Origin of the sequence: Parasphingorhabdus litoris DSM 22379, assembly GCF_020906275.1 — a bacterium.
GTDB classification, from domain to species: Bacteria; Pseudomonadota; Alphaproteobacteria; order Sphingomonadales; family Sphingomonadaceae; genus Parasphingorhabdus; species Parasphingorhabdus litoris.
In genome coordinates, this window is sequence record NZ_CP086727.1 from 3,254,863 (window position 1) to 3,273,270 (window position 18,408).

The 18,408-nt window shown below is 54.1% G+C and carries 14 protein-coding genes; 7 read left to right on the forward strand and 7 right to left on the reverse strand.

Features of this window, described 5'->3' with window-relative positions; all coding sequences use genetic code 11:
• Positions 1-38 precede the first annotated feature (38 nt).
• From BS29_RS15830 to BS29_RS15855, 6 genes are all read left to right on the forward strand, one after another.
• Positions 39-704 carry a hypothetical protein gene (locus tag BS29_RS15830; protein WP_229954596.1) on the forward strand — a complete coding sequence of 222 codons (666 nt, stop codon included), beginning with the start codon at positions 39-41 and terminating at the stop codon, positions 702-704.
• Between the two features lie 53 nt (positions 705-757).
• Entirely contained in the window at positions 758-1,585 is an 828-nt protein-coding gene (gene map, locus BS29_RS15835) for a type I methionyl aminopeptidase (RefSeq protein ID WP_229954597.1), read from the forward strand.
• Between the two features lie 90 nt (positions 1,586-1,675).
• Positions 1,676-3,832, forward strand: coding sequence for a PQQ-dependent dehydrogenase, methanol/ethanol family (locus BS29_RS15840; RefSeq protein WP_229954598.1), 2,157 nt, complete (start codon positions 1,676-1,678; stop codon positions 3,830-3,832).
• A 225-nt stretch (positions 3,833-4,057) separates the two neighbouring features.
• Positions 4,058-4,396, forward strand: a complete 339-nt coding sequence (locus BS29_RS15845; RefSeq protein ID WP_229954599.1) for a P-II family nitrogen regulator — start codon at positions 4,058-4,060, stop codon at positions 4,394-4,396.
• Positions 4,397-4,440: 44 nt separating this feature from the next.
• Positions 4,441-5,853, forward strand: coding sequence for a type I glutamate--ammonia ligase (gene glnA, locus BS29_RS15850; protein ID WP_229954600.1), 1,413 nt, complete (start codon positions 4,441-4,443; stop codon positions 5,851-5,853).
• Positions 5,854-6,002: 149 nt separating this feature from the next.
• Positions 6,003-6,329 (forward strand): hypothetical protein, encoded by a 327-nt coding sequence (locus BS29_RS15855; protein ID WP_229954601.1) that lies wholly within the window; start codon positions 6,003-6,005, stop codon positions 6,327-6,329.
• Here BS29_RS15855 and BS29_RS15860 read toward each other — a convergent pair.
• Together BS29_RS15860 and BS29_RS15865 are read right to left on the reverse strand one after the other, a co-directional pair.
• Positions 6,323-10,504, reverse strand: coding sequence for a translocation/assembly module TamB domain-containing protein (locus BS29_RS15860; RefSeq protein ID WP_229954602.1), 4,182 nt, complete (start codon positions 10,502-10,504; stop codon positions 6,323-6,325). The two genes, BS29_RS15855 and BS29_RS15860, sit on opposite strands and share 7 nt — an antisense overlap.
• The gene (locus BS29_RS15865; RefSeq protein WP_229954603.1) at positions 10,504-12,645 is read right to left on the reverse strand and encodes an autotransporter assembly complex protein TamA; all 2,142 of its coding nucleotides are present in this window, start codon (positions 12,643-12,645) and stop codon (positions 10,504-10,506) included. Before BS29_RS15865 ends, BS29_RS15860 begins: the two co-directional genes overlap by 1 nt.
• Before the next feature lie 226 nt (positions 12,646-12,871).
• Here BS29_RS15865 and BS29_RS15870 point away from each other — a divergent pair, with 226 nt between their 5' ends.
• On the forward strand, positions 12,872-13,429 hold the full coding sequence (locus BS29_RS15870; protein WP_229954604.1) for a hypothetical protein: 558 nt from the start codon (positions 12,872-12,874) through the stop codon (positions 13,427-13,429).
• Positions 13,430-13,435: 6 nt separating this feature from the next.
• On the opposite strand, the gene BS29_RS15875 is transcribed toward BS29_RS15870, so the two are convergent.
• The 5 genes from BS29_RS15875 to BS29_RS15895 are packed head-to-tail and all read right to left on the reverse strand — an operon-like array spanning position 13,436 to position 18,317.
• Positions 13,436-14,626 carry a winged helix-turn-helix domain-containing protein gene (locus BS29_RS15875; protein WP_229954605.1) on the reverse strand — a complete coding sequence of 397 codons (1,191 nt, stop codon included), beginning with the start codon at positions 14,624-14,626 and terminating at the stop codon, positions 13,436-13,438.
• Positions 14,604-15,515, reverse strand: a complete 912-nt coding sequence (locus tag BS29_RS15880; RefSeq protein ID WP_229954606.1) for a DMT family transporter — start codon at positions 15,513-15,515, stop codon at positions 14,604-14,606. The genes BS29_RS15875 and BS29_RS15880 overlap by 23 nt, the downstream gene beginning before the upstream one ends.
• Positions 15,516-15,556: 41 nt before the next feature.
• Entirely contained in the window at positions 15,557-16,699 is a 1,143-nt protein-coding gene (locus tag BS29_RS15885) for an acyl-CoA dehydrogenase family protein (RefSeq protein ID WP_229954607.1), read from the reverse strand.
• A gap of 24 nt (positions 16,700-16,723) precedes the next feature.
• Positions 16,724-17,167: an acyl-CoA thioesterase gene (locus BS29_RS15890; RefSeq protein WP_229954608.1), complete on the reverse strand. Its 444-nt coding sequence runs from the start codon at positions 17,165-17,167 to the stop codon at positions 16,724-16,726.
• Positions 17,157-18,317 (reverse strand): iron-containing alcohol dehydrogenase, encoded by a 1,161-nt coding sequence (locus BS29_RS15895; RefSeq protein WP_229954609.1) that lies wholly within the window; start codon positions 18,315-18,317, stop codon positions 17,157-17,159. Before BS29_RS15895 ends, BS29_RS15890 begins: the two co-directional genes overlap by 11 nt.
• Positions 18,318-18,408: the final 91 nt, after the last annotated feature.

Consider the following 18,408-nt stretch of genomic DNA (forward strand, 5'->3'; position numbering starts at 1 on the left):
AATGGGGCGCATATACATCCTCTCCAACAGGAGAAATCATGACCATGCAATTCGGACATTTCGGTTTTCAGGCAGTATTGCATGATAATGCCGCAAGCCTGTCCATCGTGCAGGATGGCCCGCATTTGATCATTGAAGAAACCGACCGACCGCCAAGCAAGATGTCGCTGATCGCTGGCATCGCTTTTTCAATGTGCTTTGTCGCTTTCGGATTGTTTATAGTCAGCTGGGAATTGGCGCCAGCGAGCGAACCGCTGCGCTTTCCCGCAGCAGGGTTGTTTGCGCTGATTGGCTTATGGCTGTTCTGGTTAGTGATTGGCCGGAAGAAAACCATCCGGCGCCTCATCGCAAACCGCGAGGCCCAGACAATTGAATATGGTCAGATGGTCGCTGTTAACAAAGATGATTGGCAATATCGGAAAAAAGGGGTTTTGGATTATCGTGATGCCGAGCGGTTCGACACCGGCTATGTCGACCATTCTGCACCCGGTGCTGACCTCGTCTTCACCGGCCTATATGTCAAAGCAACGAATGGCCCTCGCAATGGCTTGTTGATCATGGGTGCGCTCTACGAAATAGAAATCGCCATTGATCATATCTACCGTCACATGAATGAAACGGTCGAGAGCGGTGGTAGTTTTGGCGAGGGAAAAATTGGTCCGCCCCGGAGCTTTGTTCCGCAAAACGCAGGCGGGAATGGATAGCTTGATCCAAGTTTCCCGTAGTCAAACCGGGCGATTATCCATATATATAGCGCATGACTGATTATCTGACCGTAGAAGACACCACCCCGCAAAGCCGGACGGGTGCGATTAAACTGCATGGACCGGAAGGCTTTGAGGGCATGCGCAAGGCCGGACGGCTCGCTGCTGAAATTCTCGATGCCTTGGTACCGCATGTCGTGCCCGGCGTAACCACTGGCGCATTGGACGATATGGTTCGTCAGCATGCTTTTCGCGAAGGCGCCGTGCCCGCGACGTTGGGATATCGCGGCTTCACGCATAGTTGCTGCACTTCGATCAATCATGTGGTGTGCCACGGCATTCCCGGTGACAAGAAACTCAAGGAAGGCGATATCGTTAATATTGATGTGACGGTGATTGTTGATGGCTGGCATGGCGATACGAGCCGCATGTTTTTGATCGGCAAGACACCTGTCAAAGCTTCCAGGCTGGTCCAAACGACATATGAATGTCTGATGCTGGGCATTGAACAAGCCAAACCGGGCAATCGCATGGGCGATGTGGCGCACGCCATCCAAACCCATGCCGAGGGTAATCGCTATAGCGTAGTGCGCGATTTTTGCGGCCATGGTCTGGGTCAAATGTTCCATGATGCGCCAGAGGTTGTTCATGCTGGACGTCCCGGTACGGGCCCTGAACTGCGGCCCGGGATGTTTTTCACCATTGAGCCAATGATCAACATCGGCAAATATGCCGTGAAGATGCTCGAAGATGGATGGACAGCAGTTACCCGAGACCGTTCGCTTTCTGCCCAGTTTGAACATAGCATCGGGATTACCGAAACCGGTTGCGAGATTTTCACCAAAAGCCCTGCCGGTCTGGATTGCCCGCCCTACACATAAGCAAGCATCAGCCTTGACCGCAGCGCAGAAATTTAGCTAGTCAGTTAAATCAGGTTTTACCCATGAAGGTTTGACCAGCTCGGGAGAAATATGATGCGCCGTTTGGGACTCTTTTTTGCAACCTGCTTGCTGGCCGCTTGCCAAAGCCAGACGACCGATCAAGGTGGCGTATCGGCTGACGGCGCGGAATGGAGCAATATCGGCTTCAATGCTAAGGAACAACGGCACAGCCCCCTCGACCAGATTGATGAGAGCAATGTCGGCGAACTCGGTATCGCCTGGTTCAAGGATCTACCCGATGCGCGGGGCCAGGAAGCAACACCCGTGGTTGTTGATGGCAAAATGTATATCTCTACCGCCTGGTCCAAAGTTTTTGCCTATGATGCAAAAACCGGCGAGGAACTCTGGTCCTATGACCCCGAAGTTCCCGGTGAGAAGGCCGTAGACGCTTGCTGCGACGTTGTTAATCGCGGCATTGCAATTTCCCGAGGCAAGATATTTTTCGGCACGATAGATGGCCGGCTCATCGCGCTCGACGCAAATACCGGCGCACGGCTTTGGGAAACCCAGACAACAGATAATTCGAAGCCTTATACGATCACCGGCGCTCCACGCGTCGTCAAAAATATGGTCATCATTGGTAATGGTGGCGCTGAATTCGGTGTCCGCGGATATATCACCGCCTATAACGTCTCCGACGGTTCCCAGAAATGGCGCTTTTACACAGTTCCCAATCCCGAAGGTAAAGCCGACGGCGCCGCAAGCGACGAGATTTTTGAAAAAGCCGCCAACAAAACCTGGGGCGAAGGTGAGTGGAAAGAATCCGGAGGTGGCGGAACGGTCTGGGACAGCATCGTCTATGACGAAGAGCTTGATCAGCTCTATTTTGGCGTTGGCAATGGCAATCCCTGGAACCATGGACTGCGCTCGGGCGGCGAAGGGGACAATCTCTTCCTGTCGTCCATCGTCGCGGTAAACCCAGATACCGGAAAATATCTCTGGCACTATCAGGAAACGCCTGCCGAGACCTGGGATTATACCGCTACGCAGCATATCATCATTGCAGAGATTGACTGGCCCAAGAAAACCCAAGACGGTGAAGCCACGGCCCTGACGGAAAAACGCAAGGTGCTGTTCCATGCGCCCAAAAACGGCTTCTTCTTTGTCATTGATCGCACCGATGGCCGGTTGATGAGTGCTGAGCCGTTTGTCGACAACATCAATTGGGCCGAGGGCTATGATCTTGAAACCGGACGGCCGATCGAAAATCCGGAGGCGCGTTTCTACAAAACGGGCAAGCCATTTATCTCAATCCCAGGCGCTCTTGGCGCGCATAACTGGCACCCGATGAGTTATAATCCCGACACCGGACTGGTCTATATCCCAGCCCAGCAGATCCCGCAGGGTTATGAAGTGCCGACCACGAGCCTCGACAAGAAACGCGAACGGCTTGGCTTTAACGTTGGTATTGGCTGGGCAATTGGTCAGCTGCCCGATGATAAGGACGTCTATAAGGCCGCTATCGCCGCAACGACCGGCAAGCTCGTGGCTTTTGATCCTAAAGCAGGCAAGGTTGCCTGGTCTGTCGACTACCCGGCGGCCTGGAATGGCGGGACAATGACGACGGCTGGCAATCTGGTATTTCAAGGCACAAGCGTTGGGTTGTTCAAAGCCTTTGCGGCGGATAGCGGTGAAGAACTTTTGAGCATGAATATGCAGTCCGGCATTGTTGCCGCGCCTTCCACCTATATGGTCGATGGCGAGCAATATATCGCGTTCCTGACCAGTAAAGGCGGCGCCTTTCCCCTGGTTGCTGGTGTCGCGGGTGGTGCATCGCGCAAGGTCCCGAATATCCCGCGGCTGGTTGTGATGAAGCTGGGCGGCAAGACAACCCTGCCCGCTTTGCCTGAAAAAGCCGAAGTCGTCTGGAATCCGCCAGAGCCAACGGGCACGCCTGCACAGGTAGCGGAGGGCAAAGCGCTCTACGGTCGCTTCTGTCTGGTTTGTCACGGCGATAGCGCAGTCGGCAATGGCTTTACACCAGATCTTCGAATCTCCGGCACATTGGCCAGTGAAGAAGCTTGGGCTTCCATAATCGCTGGTGGCGCGTTGAAGCAGCATGGCATGGTCAGCTTTTCGTCGCAGTTAAAGCCTGATCAAGTCGAGGCGCTGCGCCATTACGTGATTGATCGCTCTAACTGGACCAAGGCCAATGTTGCCGACGTCAGTGCGCCAATTGCGCGATAGATAATGCCATAAAAGCCTGCCTAAAATTTAGGCGACAATGCAAAAAAATGCCTGTTTTTTGGGCGGCATTGAAACTGCCATCTTTTGGCTTTAGCAGTTTATCGGCGATTCTTTTCACGATTCCAAACTGGCATGGTAATTGAATTGTGACGGGCAAGTGCGCCCGAGTTTGGTGCTGCATACGCGCGCCAGAACATGAGTAAACGGGACAGGAACGAACAAAAAATGAAAAAGATTGAAGCGATCATCAAGCCTTTCAAACTCGACGAAGTCAAAGAGGCGCTTCATGAGGTGGGGGTATCAGGCATCACCGTTACAGAAGCAAAAGGCTTTGGCCGTCAGAAAGGTCATACCGAATTATATCGCGGTGCCGAATATGTTGTCGATTTCCTGCCGAAGGTGAAGCTGGAGGTCGTCGTGGAAGACGGGCTAGCCGAACGAGTCGTCGAAGCCATTTCCACCGCCGCCCAAACTGGCCGTATCGGCGATGGCAAGATCTTTGTCATTCCGGTCGAGTCGGCTTTGCGCATCCGCACCGGCGAACGCGATAACGACGCCATCTAATCATTATCACTTCCATTCAAACAACAAACCAAGGGACGAAATAAATGGGCAATACTACCGCAGACATCATGAAGATGATCAAGGAACATGAGATTGAGTGGGTCGATGTACGCTTCACTGATCCACGCGGCAAATGGCAGCATCTTTCCATGTGCGCCGATGTGGTCGATGAAGATGTGCTGGAAGAAGGCTTTATGTTTGATGGGTCATCCATCGAAGGCTGGAAAGCGATTAACGAATCCGACATGATCCTGCGTCCTGATTTGGATTCCGTCTATATGGATCCGTTCTCAGCGACCCCCATGATGATTTTGGTCTGTAACATTGTCGAACCCGGTGATGGCTCGCTCTATGGCCGCGACCCGCGCTCCACCGCTGTGCGCGCTGAAGCCTATCTGAAGTCAACCGGCATTGGCGACACCGTCTATGTTGGTCCGGAGCCAGAATTTTTCATGTTCGACGATGTCAAGTTCGAGGATGGTTATGACCGCAGTGGCTATAAAATTGACGATGTCGAACTACCAACCAATACCGGCCGCGATTATGAGATCGGCAATATGGGCCATCGCCCGCGCGCCAAAGGCGGATATTTCCCGGTTGCTCCCGTGGACAGTGCCATGGACATTCGCGGCGAAATGGTTGCCACGATGATGGAAATGGGCCTGCCCATGGACAAGCATCACCACGAAGTGGCCGCGGCACAGCATGAGCTGGGCATTACATTCGGCACGCTGGTTGAAACCGCTGACCGCACGCAAGTCTACAAATATGTCGTGCAGCAGGTTGCCCATGCCTATGGCAAAACCGCAACCTTCATGCCCAAGCCGATCAAGGATGATAATGGTTCCGGCATGCACACTCACATGTCGATCTGGAAAGATGGCAAGCCACTGTTCGCGGGCAATGAATATGCCGGCCTGTCGGAAACCTGCCTCTATTATATCGGCGGCGTGATCAAACATGCCAAAGCGTGTAACGCGTTTACCAACGCCACAACCAACAGCTACAAGCGTCTGGTTCCAGGTTTTGAAGCGCCCGTTCTACTGGCTTATTCCAGCCGTAACCGTTCCGCTTCATGCCGTATTCCTTATGGTGCAGGCGACAAAGCCAAGCGCGTTGAATTCCGTTTCCCGGATGCGCTGGCCAACCCATATCTGTCGGCTTCCGCTTTGTTGATGGCTGGCCTCGACGGCATCGAGAATAAAATCCACCCCGGCGAAGCGATGGACAAGAACCTCTATGACCTGCCGCCAGCTGAACTGGCCGAAGTGCCAACCGTCTGTGGTTCGCTGCGTGAAGCACTCGAAGCACTGGAAGCCGATCATGAATTCCTGCTTAAAGGCGATGTGTTCACCAAGGACCAGATTGAAGGTTATTGCGAACTGAAATGGGAAGAAGTCAGCCGTTTGGAAACGACGCCAGCGCCTGTCGAATTTGACATGTACTATTCGGCTTAAGCCAAACGGCCAAAACAATTGAAGACCCGGGGCAAGTTATTGCCTCGGGTTTTTATTTGCCATTTTCCCCGGTGTTCTTAATCTTATCTGCATTTGGGGGAAGAGTGATGCGGACGGCGCGAAATGTAATTTTGATATTGTTGATTGCAATGAGCATCGCCGCCGGCGCCGCCAAAATATTACAAGTACCTAATGAAGCGGCATTTTTTGAAGCATTAGGCCTTGGCCTGACCATCATGATGGTATTTGGAATCTTTCAGGTCGCGGCGGGGTTGCTGTCAGCAATATCCGCAACCCGCATTATCGGGCTTGGCCTGATGGGACTGGCTTTTCTGATATCGGCTGCGATGATCTGGTTAAATGGTCAAATCGTCTTTGCGCTGCTTTCGTTCCTGCCCGCGCTGCTGGCCGACATATTGCTCCTATTACACCTGCGAGACAAGCGGACGGACGCAAATATCGTCCATAGTCAATAGTCTCGCGACACTCGTACATTTACATTTTGTCGGCCGATAGTCGAGATGCTCGACAATATCGATAACCAGCGGGTGATCTGAAATTCCAACCGTGTCGCGCTGTAGCCCTGACCATCGGTGATCAGTTCGACATAAGCTCGGCGGGTTATATATTTGCCCGCTGCAATCGACGTGCTTTGACCGGTCGTCACATCGGCGGGCAATATCCGCAAGCGATCAAGACCCACTGCTTTGCGCAACTGGTTGATCGGATCCAGCCCGCCGCCGCTGTTGAGCGATGCGACGGCCGCTGCCAGTTGCACTGCCTCTGGTGCCGAAAGGTCAGATATCGATGCTCCAAACAGAACGCGGGATAGCAGCTCGTCCTCCGGCAAGGCCGGGACACTGTTAAAGGCGATTTCCGGACTGTTGCCGCGCCCGGTCACATTGATCGTGGCGTTCAGCCCGGTCAGGTCCGCTTCCGCCTCAATATCAAGTATGGGATTGGGCGGCTGGCTGCCGACAAAACGGATTCGACCGCGCTCCAGCTGGAAACGGCGACCAGCAAAGGTATAGTTGCCACGGACAAGGTCCGCACTGCCGGTCATTGCAAAATTGTCGACCGGGCCAGATACTTTCAAGTTCGCGCGCCATTCGCTGTCCAACCCTAATCCCTCGACCTGCAATCGATTGGGTGCTGTTGCGCTCAATGCAAAACGCCAGGGACGACTGCTAACGATAGCGACCCGCTCATCCGCCCTGCGATTGATCTCAGTGACCTTGATCTTGGGCAGCGCAACGGTTTCAGCGGCATTGCCAAATTGAAAGAAGCTGCGATTCAAGGTCAGATCGCCGGATATCACTCCACCATCCACAGAACTGCGGATTTGGATGGGTCCAGTCACCGTTGCTGCAAAATCGTCGCGAGCGATCAACCGAGCCTTTTGTGCATTCAGGTCGAGCATGATGCCGATACCTTCACCAGGTGCCACCGCGAAGTTGAAACTGCCGCTGCCGCTTACCGAACCACCGCCTCTTGTTGACCCCGTAATATTGGACATAACCAGCCGAGAACCGTCAAATTGGCCTTGTGCCTTGATGCCAGAGACAACTGTTCCGGTCAGACCACTTTCCAACCGCGCGTTACTTGTCCGCAATTGCCCATCAATTTGCGGATTGGCGAGCGTCCCCCGAACATCTGCGCTCAGGCTCAGCGGGCCGGTTAGATCGAAAGTTTCTACGCCGGTCAGCCGCCACAAAGCATCAGCAGCCCCATTGAAGCGCGCTTGCGCAAATAGAGGGCTGCGCTGTAATTCTTCTTTCCAGTTGCCGCTGCCAAAGCCGGTGACCCGTCCCTGAAAGCGGCCTATGGTTTTTGACTGCGATTGGATGACACCGCGCGCCGCTGCGTTGCGATTGGAAATGGCGATATTGAGACCAAGATCAATTGGGGTAGAGGTCAGGATCAACCCAGATCGGGTGAGGCCTTTGATGTTCAGTTTCGCTTCGCCAATGGGCATTTGCGAACCAGTCTGATTAATCTTGATGACGCCATTCGCTTCTCCGCCTAGGCCGAGATCATGTGCTATAATATCGGCCAGGGTTAGCGGCATTTTTGATAATGTCATATCAAGTCGCGACGTTCCGCTGGCCCATTGGCCTGAAAAACGCGTGCGGCCATTACCATAGGCCAATGTGGTCGGCGACACGGTCCAGCCACCATTGACCCGGCGCAGCTCCAGTGGCTTCAAGAACCGCAAGGTTCGGCCTTCAAACAGGCCATTGCCCGTCATGACATAGCGATCCGGTATAATATCAGCCTTGGCCTGAAAATTAAACGTGCTGCCGCGGGTGCCGGCAACGGAAAATGTTGCATTGCCCGTTCCGTTGACAAGCTTGGTATTTCCCGCAACCCTGCCGACCATTAAGTCGCCGCGGCTAATTCCCTGTGCACGCACGGTTACATCTACATCGGACTGCCCCTCCACTAGAATGACATCTGCATCCAGCGTGCCGGTTCGAATGAGGATCGGAGGAGCACCATCAAAGCGGGCGTTTTTGGCATTCAGCTTTGCGCGGATCAACTGGCGGTTCTGCCCTGGTTCGAACAGGACATTACCGTTAACGCCGCCACCACTAATCGCAAGATTCCCGGCAAGTCCCAAAGCGGTTGGACGAATTGTCCCGGTCGCCAGGGTGTCTGACACCTTCAATTGATCGACACGTATCTGAGCATCTTGCCCGGCGATCGTGACAATCGCACCATTTCCGGTAAAGGGCCCCAGCGTAGAACCACCAGCAGCCGTGAAAGCAAAGCCACTATCAACCGGATCAAGGTCAAGCTGTACGGCAGATAGTCCAGCCGCAGGCAAGGGACTGTCGAGCAAAAGCGCGATCTGGGGACGCGCCAAAGGCCCCTCAAGATCAAGATCGAAAGCCCCATATTGGTCATGCTCACCACGCCCATTAAACTCGAATATGGTAGCGGTCTGTTGCACACCACTACCGCTGAATTGCAGCTTTGGCGTATCAATATTCAGATTGGGAAAGCGCAGCTTGCGATCAGAATCCAGCACAAGTCCGGTTTCAACCACCGGGAGTCCGCCACCCAAGTCACGCAGAAATTCATTGTCGAAGCGCCGGAGCCGTGCCGTCACCTTGCCATCTATAGCCAGTCCAGCGGTGCCGGTACCAATTTCCAGAACTGCTACAATATCGGCAATGCCAACGCCAGCCACTGCAAAGCTCGGTGCCTGGGCATCAAGATTAATAGCATATTCACCCGTTGCCAAACGCGCTTCAATATCCGCTCTTCCTGATGCGCTATTCGTCGCAATCACTGCTCGTTCGGCAAATAAGCGCCCTTGTTCCAATCGCAAAAACGCCTTGCCGTTGAAACCGGAGAGGAGCTGTTTCAGCAGGTCGCCATTGCCGATAAGCGAAGTAACCGCAAGCTCGACCGGTATGTCAAAGCCGTTTGCATCGCGCCTGCCCTCGCCCGATGCGGTAACGCCCGTCAGCAGCGTTTTGCCAAAGGCCAATTGCGGTGCCGTCAACAAATATTGATAGCGCAGCGTAGAAAACTTGCCGTTGAGCAGCGCTTTGAATTCCAGGTCCTGTGCCCTCATATTAGCCGCTAGAGCAGACGGGTCACGCACATCAAACTCAACCCGAACGGCGTCTAGTGCGCTACGTGCGAGATCAACTCCACCCTTCGCCGTCAGGTTGGCCACCGAGGAACGCGCTGCCAGATCAAGCTGGATCAACCGATCTTCTACAGACGCGTTTCCATTGACCACCAGCCGCGGCGCAGCCAGCTTTGCAGCAAGTCCCTTGGGCAAAAGCTCTGACTCTATATTGCCATCAAAACCGAACAGGCCTTCTCTTGCCTCAAGCGTCAGCTCAGCAAGCGGCAAGTTCGCGCTTTTCGCGATCAGACTGCCATCCCATTTTGTCCAGTCCCCCTCTCCGCCAAGCGTGATCGCATAGTCACGCTGAAAGCCTATTTGACGCGCTATGGCACCGTCGGCCGGTGCGATAATCTCAGCATTTAGATCAAGCTTCTCCCGATCGGGTTCGGCGTTAAGGCTCAGCAAAATCTTGTCGCCGCTGCGCGTGGTCGCGGCATCAAGGTTTATCATGGCACGACCAGAGCGAATATCGGCCGAACCGGATAGATCAGCGCGCTGCGCCTCGCCGATCACAGCTTCTTCCAACAGCAGACTGTCCGCTCGAAAATTGCCGAGATAAATATCAAAATCGGGAAATAGGGGTGCGTCTTGCTGCGTATCACGAAGCGCGGGCAATCGCTTTAGCCTTGCCTTGGCAATCACGGCGTTCGAGATATTCAGTTCATTGAAAATCCAGGCCAACGGGCTCCAGTCCAGTGCAACGACGCCCGCTTCGAAAAAGACGCCCTCTGGGTCTGCCAGAGTGAGATCAACAATCTCCATGTTTTTATAGATGGAGCCATTGATATCCCCGATGCGGATACGCAGGCCGTCATCAGGTTCCAGCGCCTCTATCTCGCTGATAATATATTTATGGCCACTATCACTATCCAGCCAATAGGCACCCCCGGCCAGCACGGCGGCAACTAGTAACAACAAGCCGCCCAAGAAAACCATGATCTTCCGGCCGATCGATCGACGCGGTTTGATCGACTGAACATCAATGTCTGGTTCTTGCTTGTCCATCAAAAGGCCTGCCCAAGCGAGACATAGACGGCGATCCGGGAGTCACCTGGCTGCGGATTAATCGGTGTGCCGAGATCAACGCGAATAGGGCCAAAGTCGCTATAATAGCGCACACCCAGTCCGGTCCCGAAACGCATTCCAGTAAAGTCCGGCAGGGTTTCGCTATATACGTTGCCGGCATCGATAAAGGGCACGACACCAAAATTGCCGCCGAATATGTCAAGCCGTACCCGGGCTTCGAGCGAGAACTCCACCAGCGAACGGCCACCGGCAGGATCATTATTCACATCGCGCGGGCCAATCCGCTGAAAGCCGAAACCGCGCACCGAGCCCCCGCCGCCCGAATAGAGACGGCGCGACGGTGCTATACGATTGCTGCCAGCCCCGACGATGGAACCTATACGAGCCCGGCCCGCAAGAACGATCTTCTCTGACACCGGGAAATAGGCGCTGCCATCAAGCTGGCTGCGCGCGTAGAAAAAACTTCCCGACTGGAGTGAAGCTTCAGGCGAAAAGCGGGCACTCAGACGAAAACCATGTGTCGGGTCCAACAGATCGTCGCTGCCATCATAGGATAATGTGAGCGGCAACGCGCCGATGAAAAATGTGTCGCGTGATGTTGTCTGGATATTGCCATCAAGATCACGTTCCTGCGATGCGAGCAATTCAAACCCTGCTGACCAGTTCCATTTCTTTTGAAAGATCAAATTGCTTTGCCGTTCAAGACTGCCGGAAACGGAAAATGTCCGGGCTTCAAAAGCGGAATTGTCAATATTACTCAGCGCGACCTGACCATTCAGGACATTGTCTCGCCGGCGAAAATTATTCCGCCGATAGGTAATACTGCCGGATTGTTCCTGGGTAGCCAAAACGCCGGTTAGCCGGATCAAACCTTCTGGCGGGAAAAAATTGCGATGCTCCCAACTCACCTCTGAACGCAATCCCTCACCTGTACCGTAACCCAAGGCACCTGAGATCGTACGCAGCGGGGCTGGCGTAACATCAGCGGCAATGTCGACAACGCCCGGTTCCACCTCAGATGCAACGGGCGTTAACCCGACAGTCGATACCAAGCCTGTGGCGATAAGAGCCCGCCGAAGATCTTCCACATCAGACTGTTGGTAGAGATCACCGGCATCAAACCGCGCAATAAGCGCAGCATGATCAGGGCCAAAAAGCTCAGTATTATCCAAAAGGATCGAGCCGAAAACATATTTCTCACCGGGCGTTGCAACGATATCCAGATCGCCATCACGTTCCGCATGATCGACGGTTAGTTCCGGTTCAGCTGTCTCGGCAAAGGCATAGCCGTTTTCGGTCATTTCCCGATTCAATCGGGCCTCTGCCTCAGATATCTGGTCACTGTTGATCGTTTCACCTGATTCCAAGCCAAAGGCGTTACGGAATTTTTCTGCATCATCGCCGTCCGTCTGCTCAAGCCCTCGCAGCGTAATTGCATCGAGTTGATATTGCGGTCCAGCCGTGATTGCGATGGTTACCGCGATATCGGTACCCGATCCAGACGCGAAACTGTTGCGCACAATCGCATCATAATAGCCTTCTATACGGAGCAGTCTTTCGACCAGTTCGCGATCCGCTTCCGCACGCCGCCGGATCTGCGCGAAATTGGCTTCTTCGCCTTTATATTCGACTAATGCAGAAAGCGCTTGAAAGCGTTCATTAAACTTCGTGTCCAGACCACCCGGCAGGCCAGCAAATCCAATCTTATAGCGCCGTTCAGCTAATGGGTCAGATGGTTGGAAATTGGCCGCAACGCCTTCTTCCAGTTCCGCCTCAGCCTCCTGCCTGATCTCGTCATCTTCGATTTCAGCGATCTCTTCCTCAGCCAGGCGGCGATCCATTTCCAGATCACGCGGAGTTTCCTCAACTTCCTGAGGTTCGCTTTGTACCGAGGCGTCGAGATCGGGCCAATCGACCCCGAAATCGGGAAATTCCGTCAATGGTTTATCCGGATCGAGCGGCTCGGAATCGGTGGGATCGGGCCTGTCCGCTGCTTCTGTTGCACCTTCAACATTGGCGGTTTGCGCCGGGGCAGGCGGAGATATTGCCAGCGAAATGGCCATCAGGACAAATCCAACTGACAGCGTAAAAAGGCGGTAACGATACTTGGCCGAGCCCATGGCGATTCCTTAGCCGCTCGTTCGGCAGGAAGCCAATAAAATAGGCTGGTTTCGGCTAAGCCCAATAAATAACCCGATAATCTGCTCGATAATCATAAGATGAATTTCGGGAAAGCGGCGATCCTTGGCATGAGCTTTAACGGGTTGTTAACCAACTTGAGCCATATTTCGGCGGTTGATATGAAACCCCTGCGTATTGGGGGGAACATAGTGGGAATGTATAATCATGTCGAAAAAACGGACCATTTTGATCGAAGCAGCTATCGTGATGGGCGTGCTGGCAGCAGGCGTTTCTGCCGCCCAAGCCGCGCATGCTTCACCGCTGCAAACTCTTGTTCAGGCCGCTGATTCGCGGGCGAATGTGAAAATCGAAAGCAAGGTTCTGGTAGAACGGACCGAGCAGAACGACGCAGGTCAGGCAATCACGAAATTATATGAACCAACCGAAGTCAAAGTCATTCCCGGCGATAGACTGGTATTTGTGAATAGCTATCGCAATACCGGCAGCTCAGCCGTAACCGGTTTTGTCGTCAACAATCCTGTACACTCAGCTGTCTCCTTTACCGGCGTTAATGAAGATTGGGCCACGGTTTCTGTCGATGGCGGCAAGAGCTTTGGAAAATTGACCGAATTCACCATCACCGAAGACGGTCCAGACGCTGAAAGCATTGAGATCTCCCGGGCGGCACAGCCCAGCGATGTCACCCATATTCGCTGGACCTTCGACAATGCCATTGCCGCAGGTGCGTCTGGCGAATTGCGCTTCAGCGGTGTTGTTAAATAGCGCGGCCTAGCCAATCGGCCTTGCACAGTGCCAGTCGACACTATGGGCGCCGATTAGTCGGCCCAACCGCATCAGCTCAGCATCAAGCTTTTCAGCACGCTTCGCCGTCCATTTGACCTTTGGTTCAGGCCACAGCTGGATCACCTTCACTATTCCAGCCTTACGATCAGCCTTCAGCTCAATCCGGCCAACAAACCGATCTCGTTCCAGCAGCGGATAGACATAATAGCCCCAGCGTCGCTGCGCCGCTGGTACGAAAATCTCAATGCGATAGTCAAAACCAAAGAGGCGCGCGAGCCGCGTGCGATCTCTTACTGCCGGATCAAAGGGGCTCAATATGCGAAGCCGTGATGTCGGTGCGTTTGCTTTGGTCAGCAATGTCTCGATATCGGGCGATGCGACCATATTGATCCATTCGCCATTCACTGTTTCCAGTTCAACCGGCACCAAATAGTCCCCGGCTTTTTCGGCCCATGATCTGACTTCCCGAGCATCGAGCGCGGCCCAGAATCTCTGTATGTCTCCCAATGAACCAAAACCGAGTCGGTCCAGCGCCGCCTTGCACAGCCAGTCCATTTGATGCTCGTCGCTATGTTCGATGTCTCGATACGCGAATGGGAATACCCGTTCAGCCAGGTTATAATATTTGATAAAATTTTCTCGATGCGAAGTTGCCAGATCACCGGCATACCATAGCTGATCCAACACGCGTTTGTGCGGGGGACGCGCCCACATTTCCTTCTTGCCCTCAATCTTCGTATCGAACGCATGCGTTGATAGTGGACCTTCGTCGGCGATACGGGCCTTGATGGCCGCAATATCATGATCTTCCATCACCTTGTGCTTGCCCGCTCGCTCACCCAGGCGGCGAAACTGGCGCTGCCAGACCGGGTAAAACTCCATCGGCAGGACAGACGCATCATGGGTAAAATGTTCGAACACCGACCGGTCATTGGCCAATAATTTATTCAACATTGGCTCACGATAGTTCTGGTTACGGCTCCACAATATGTGATGATGCGCGCGCGTAACATTGCGGATCGTGTCGAGTTGAACAAACCCCAAATCCGTTATGATCCGAAGCAGATCAAGCGTTCCGGTTGGCGTCTGCGCTAACCCCTGCCGGTCCAGCCACAGGCGGCGCGCGTCACGATTTTTGATCCGAAGCGCCATATCAGATAGCTGTGGTTTCAACATGAGCAGGCTCCCCGCGGCGGGTCGCTAAAACACAGCCCGCAACGATCAGCACGGTGCCAAATATCGTCGGCAGTGTGACCGGCTCTGAAAAGAACACCCAACCGAAAATCGCCGCCCAGATAAAGGCACTATATTCGAGATTAATCAGGACCTGCGCCTGTGCACGGGCATAGCCCCAAGCAATGAACAGCGCCGAAATGATTGACAGCACGGCCGCCGCCAGAATTTCTGGTGCATATTGGATATTCGGAACAACCGCCAGAAAGGGCGCAACCAACGCATAGCTGACTCCGACCACAAGATTCTGAAAAAAGCTTATTTCTATGGGATCCGCAAGCAAAGCCTGGCTACGCTGAATCACCAAATTGGCGGCATAGAGCAGCGCCGATAGCAGAACTGCACCAAAGCCGAGTAGTTCATCGTTGGTATAGTCGCCGCTCATCTTCCCCCATCCGATCACGACAACCCCGGCGAGGCCGAGAATAGAGGCGAAAATCGCATTGCGATGAATCGTTTCTCCCAAAAATACAGCAGCAAGATAGAGGGCAATAATCGGCGCAATAAAAGATAGCGCAACTGCCTCGGCAATCGGCACACGGACCAGCGCCCAAAAGAACAGAAAGGCCATGAAAACAGTGATGATCCCGCGTTGCAGATGGATTTTCAGTGTCGGCTTAGCCGGCATTTTTGGACGGCGCGCCAAATAGAGAGTACTGACTAAAAACAGCGATAACAGTACCCGCCAGAATATGGCGTTATAAGCGCCCAGCGCAATGCTGAGGCTTTTCATGGTCACATCCATCAGACAGAAAAAGGCAAGACCGGTCAGCACAGAGCCAATCGGCAATATGGGAGCAGCTTGATGTTGGGGATTGGCACCGACAGACATTGTGTTGCTATCGGACCGGAACAAAAAAAAGTCTAGCTATGTTAAAGCCCCATTTGCCGGACAGCCAGATCACGCATGATCTCCTCTGACCCGCCGCCAATCGCCATGACTTTTACTTCACGATAAAAACGCTCGACGACATTGCCGCGCAAATAGCCGGCTCCGCCCCAGATTTGCATGGCTTCACTTGCACAATATTCGAGGTTTTTCGTGCTGAAAAACTTCGCTTTGCAGATTTGATCCACCGGCATTTTATCATTTTCGGCCAGAAAGCATATCTGGTTCACCCACGCCTCGGTCGCGTCGACGCGGGCCGACATTTCCGCGATCTTGTGGCGGATCACCTGGTGCTGGCTGAGCGGCTTGCCGAAGGTCTCACGCTGCTGCGCATAGGCGATGGATTCCTCCAGCAACACTCGCATCATGCCAAGGCACTGCGCGACCATGCCCAGCCGTTCATAGTTGAAATTATGCATGATCTGAATGAAGCCACGCCCTTCATCGCCAAGCATATTGCCTGCCGGAACGCGGACATCATCAAAATATAACGTCGCCTGATCCGATGCCCACCAGCCCATTTTCTTGTCGAGTGCTGTGCGGGAGAAACCCTCCATATCTTTCTCGACCAGAAAGAGAGAAATTCCGTTCAGCCCCTCGCCACCGGTTCGCGCGCCGACCACGAAATAGTCGGATGTCATGCCGCCGGTTATGAACGTCTTTGACCCGTTAATCACCCAGTGATTGCCGTCCTGCCGTGCGGTCGTTTTCATATTGGCGACATCAGAACCGCCGCCTGGTTCTGTCACGCCAAGACTGGATCCGACGCGCCCTTGAACGATATCTTTGAGGATACGGTCCTTAATCTCCTGGGAGGCCAGCTTCTCAATCGGGCCTATGGAAATGCTGCGCCCACCTAGCGCCGCCAATGTGCCGCCATTGTGCGCGCGTGCCGCTTCCTCGCCCCAGATGCAGCGCATATACATATCGTCAAAGCCAAGCCCGCCATATTGTTCGGCCACACCAAAGCCCCAGGTGCCCAGCGCGCCTACTTTTTGATGGACCTCCCACGGGATTTCTCCCGCTTCGTCCCACTCATCGGCATAGGGCTGTAACTCGGACTCGATAAAGCGCCGGGTCATGTCTCGAAACTGCTGGCGTTCCTCGGTATCTGCTGCGTGACGCATGATCTTTGTCCTTTAACTGCTCAGTTAAAGGGTTATCAATTCCAGCGCAGAACGCAAGGGCGCGGACAGCGGGGTCGGCCGCCTGTTCTCCCGGTTCACATAAACATGAGTGAAACTGCCTGCCGCCGATGCAGTCTTCTCATCGCCTCGAAACAGACCGACGCCATAGGTAACACTGGTCCGGCCCAGTTTCTCGACACGAATGCGTGCTTCGACCAGATCGGGAAAGGCTATCGGCGCAAAATATTCGCAAGACGTCTGGACGACCAAGCCGATCACATCGCTCTTTTCGATGTTGAGCGCACCTTGTTCGATCAAATAGCGATTCACTGCGGAATCAAACCAGAAATAATAGACTGCATTATTGACATGCCCATAAGGGTCATTGTCATTCCAGCGCGTGGTGATTGAAGAACCACCACGGTAGTCATCCCACAGCGGCGGCGGGGTGCGCTCCTTACCAGGCATCGGCATAGATCCGCTTGGCATCGGCGAGATCCAATTCTTTGGGATTGTTGATCAGCAATCTGGTTTGCAACATGGCGGCCTCTGCCAGCTCATCCACCGCGTCTTCAGTGATGCCGACTTCACGCAAGCGGCGGGGCGCGTTCACCTTTACGGCCAACCCTTCGAGATAATCGATCAATTCCTGCGCCCGGGCTTCCGCACTGTTCGGACCCGCTTTCGGCACGTCGAGCGCATCGGCTAATTCCGCATAGAGCGGGGCCGCTGCCTCCAGATTAAACTGCATGATATGCGGCATGACCAGCGCGTTGGAGAGGCCGTGCGGGATATGATAAATCCCGCCGAGCGGATAAGCGAGCGCATGGATTGCACCGACCGGCGAGTTGGCAAAAGCCTGCCCCGCCAGCATCGACCCGCGCAGCATGGCTTCACGTGCCACCATGTTGGCGCCGTCCCAACAAGCAGTTTCAATATGAGCCGTCAGCAATTTCAGCGCCTCTACCGCGAGCATGTCGGACACCGGATTTTTGGCATGGCGGCCGGTATAAGCCTCAATCGCATGGACCATCGCATCGATCCCGGTGGCAGCGGTGACATCAGCTGGCAAACCAAGTGTCAGCGCGGGGTCTAATATGGCAGCATCGGCAAACAAATGTGGTGACACGATTCCGGCCTTCGTTGTCTCGCCAGTGGTAAGGATGGAAATGGCAGTAACTTCGGAGCCCGTTCCCGATGTTGTCGGAATCAGGATGGTGGGCAAACCTTTACGGGCCAATTGGCCGACACCGTAAATTTCGGAAAGGCCTTGCGCCCCATCAATCGCCAGCGCGGCGACAACCTTGGCTGTATCCAACGAACTGCCACCACCCAGGCCGATGACAATATCGACGCCTGTCGATTTGGCCTTTTCTATCGCCTGTTCGACCACCGCTTCAGGTGGATCGGCAATGACGGCGTCAAATATCTGCGCCGTCAAACCCGCATCGGATAGGGCTTGTTCCACCGGGGCGATAAGCCCGGCGCCGATAATGCCTTTATCGGTAACAATTAGGGGACGAGTCCCGCCCAGGGCAGCGACTTGATCGGCCAACATTGCAAGACAGCCCTCGCCAAAGTGCAGGACCGGTACCGTTTGGAAACTATAGCTTTTCATAACCAGACTTTTGCACCGATCATCGCACCGCGCAACCGGCATCAATCAAGGGCATAAAAAAGGGGCCGGAAAACCGGCCCCTCCTTGTGGT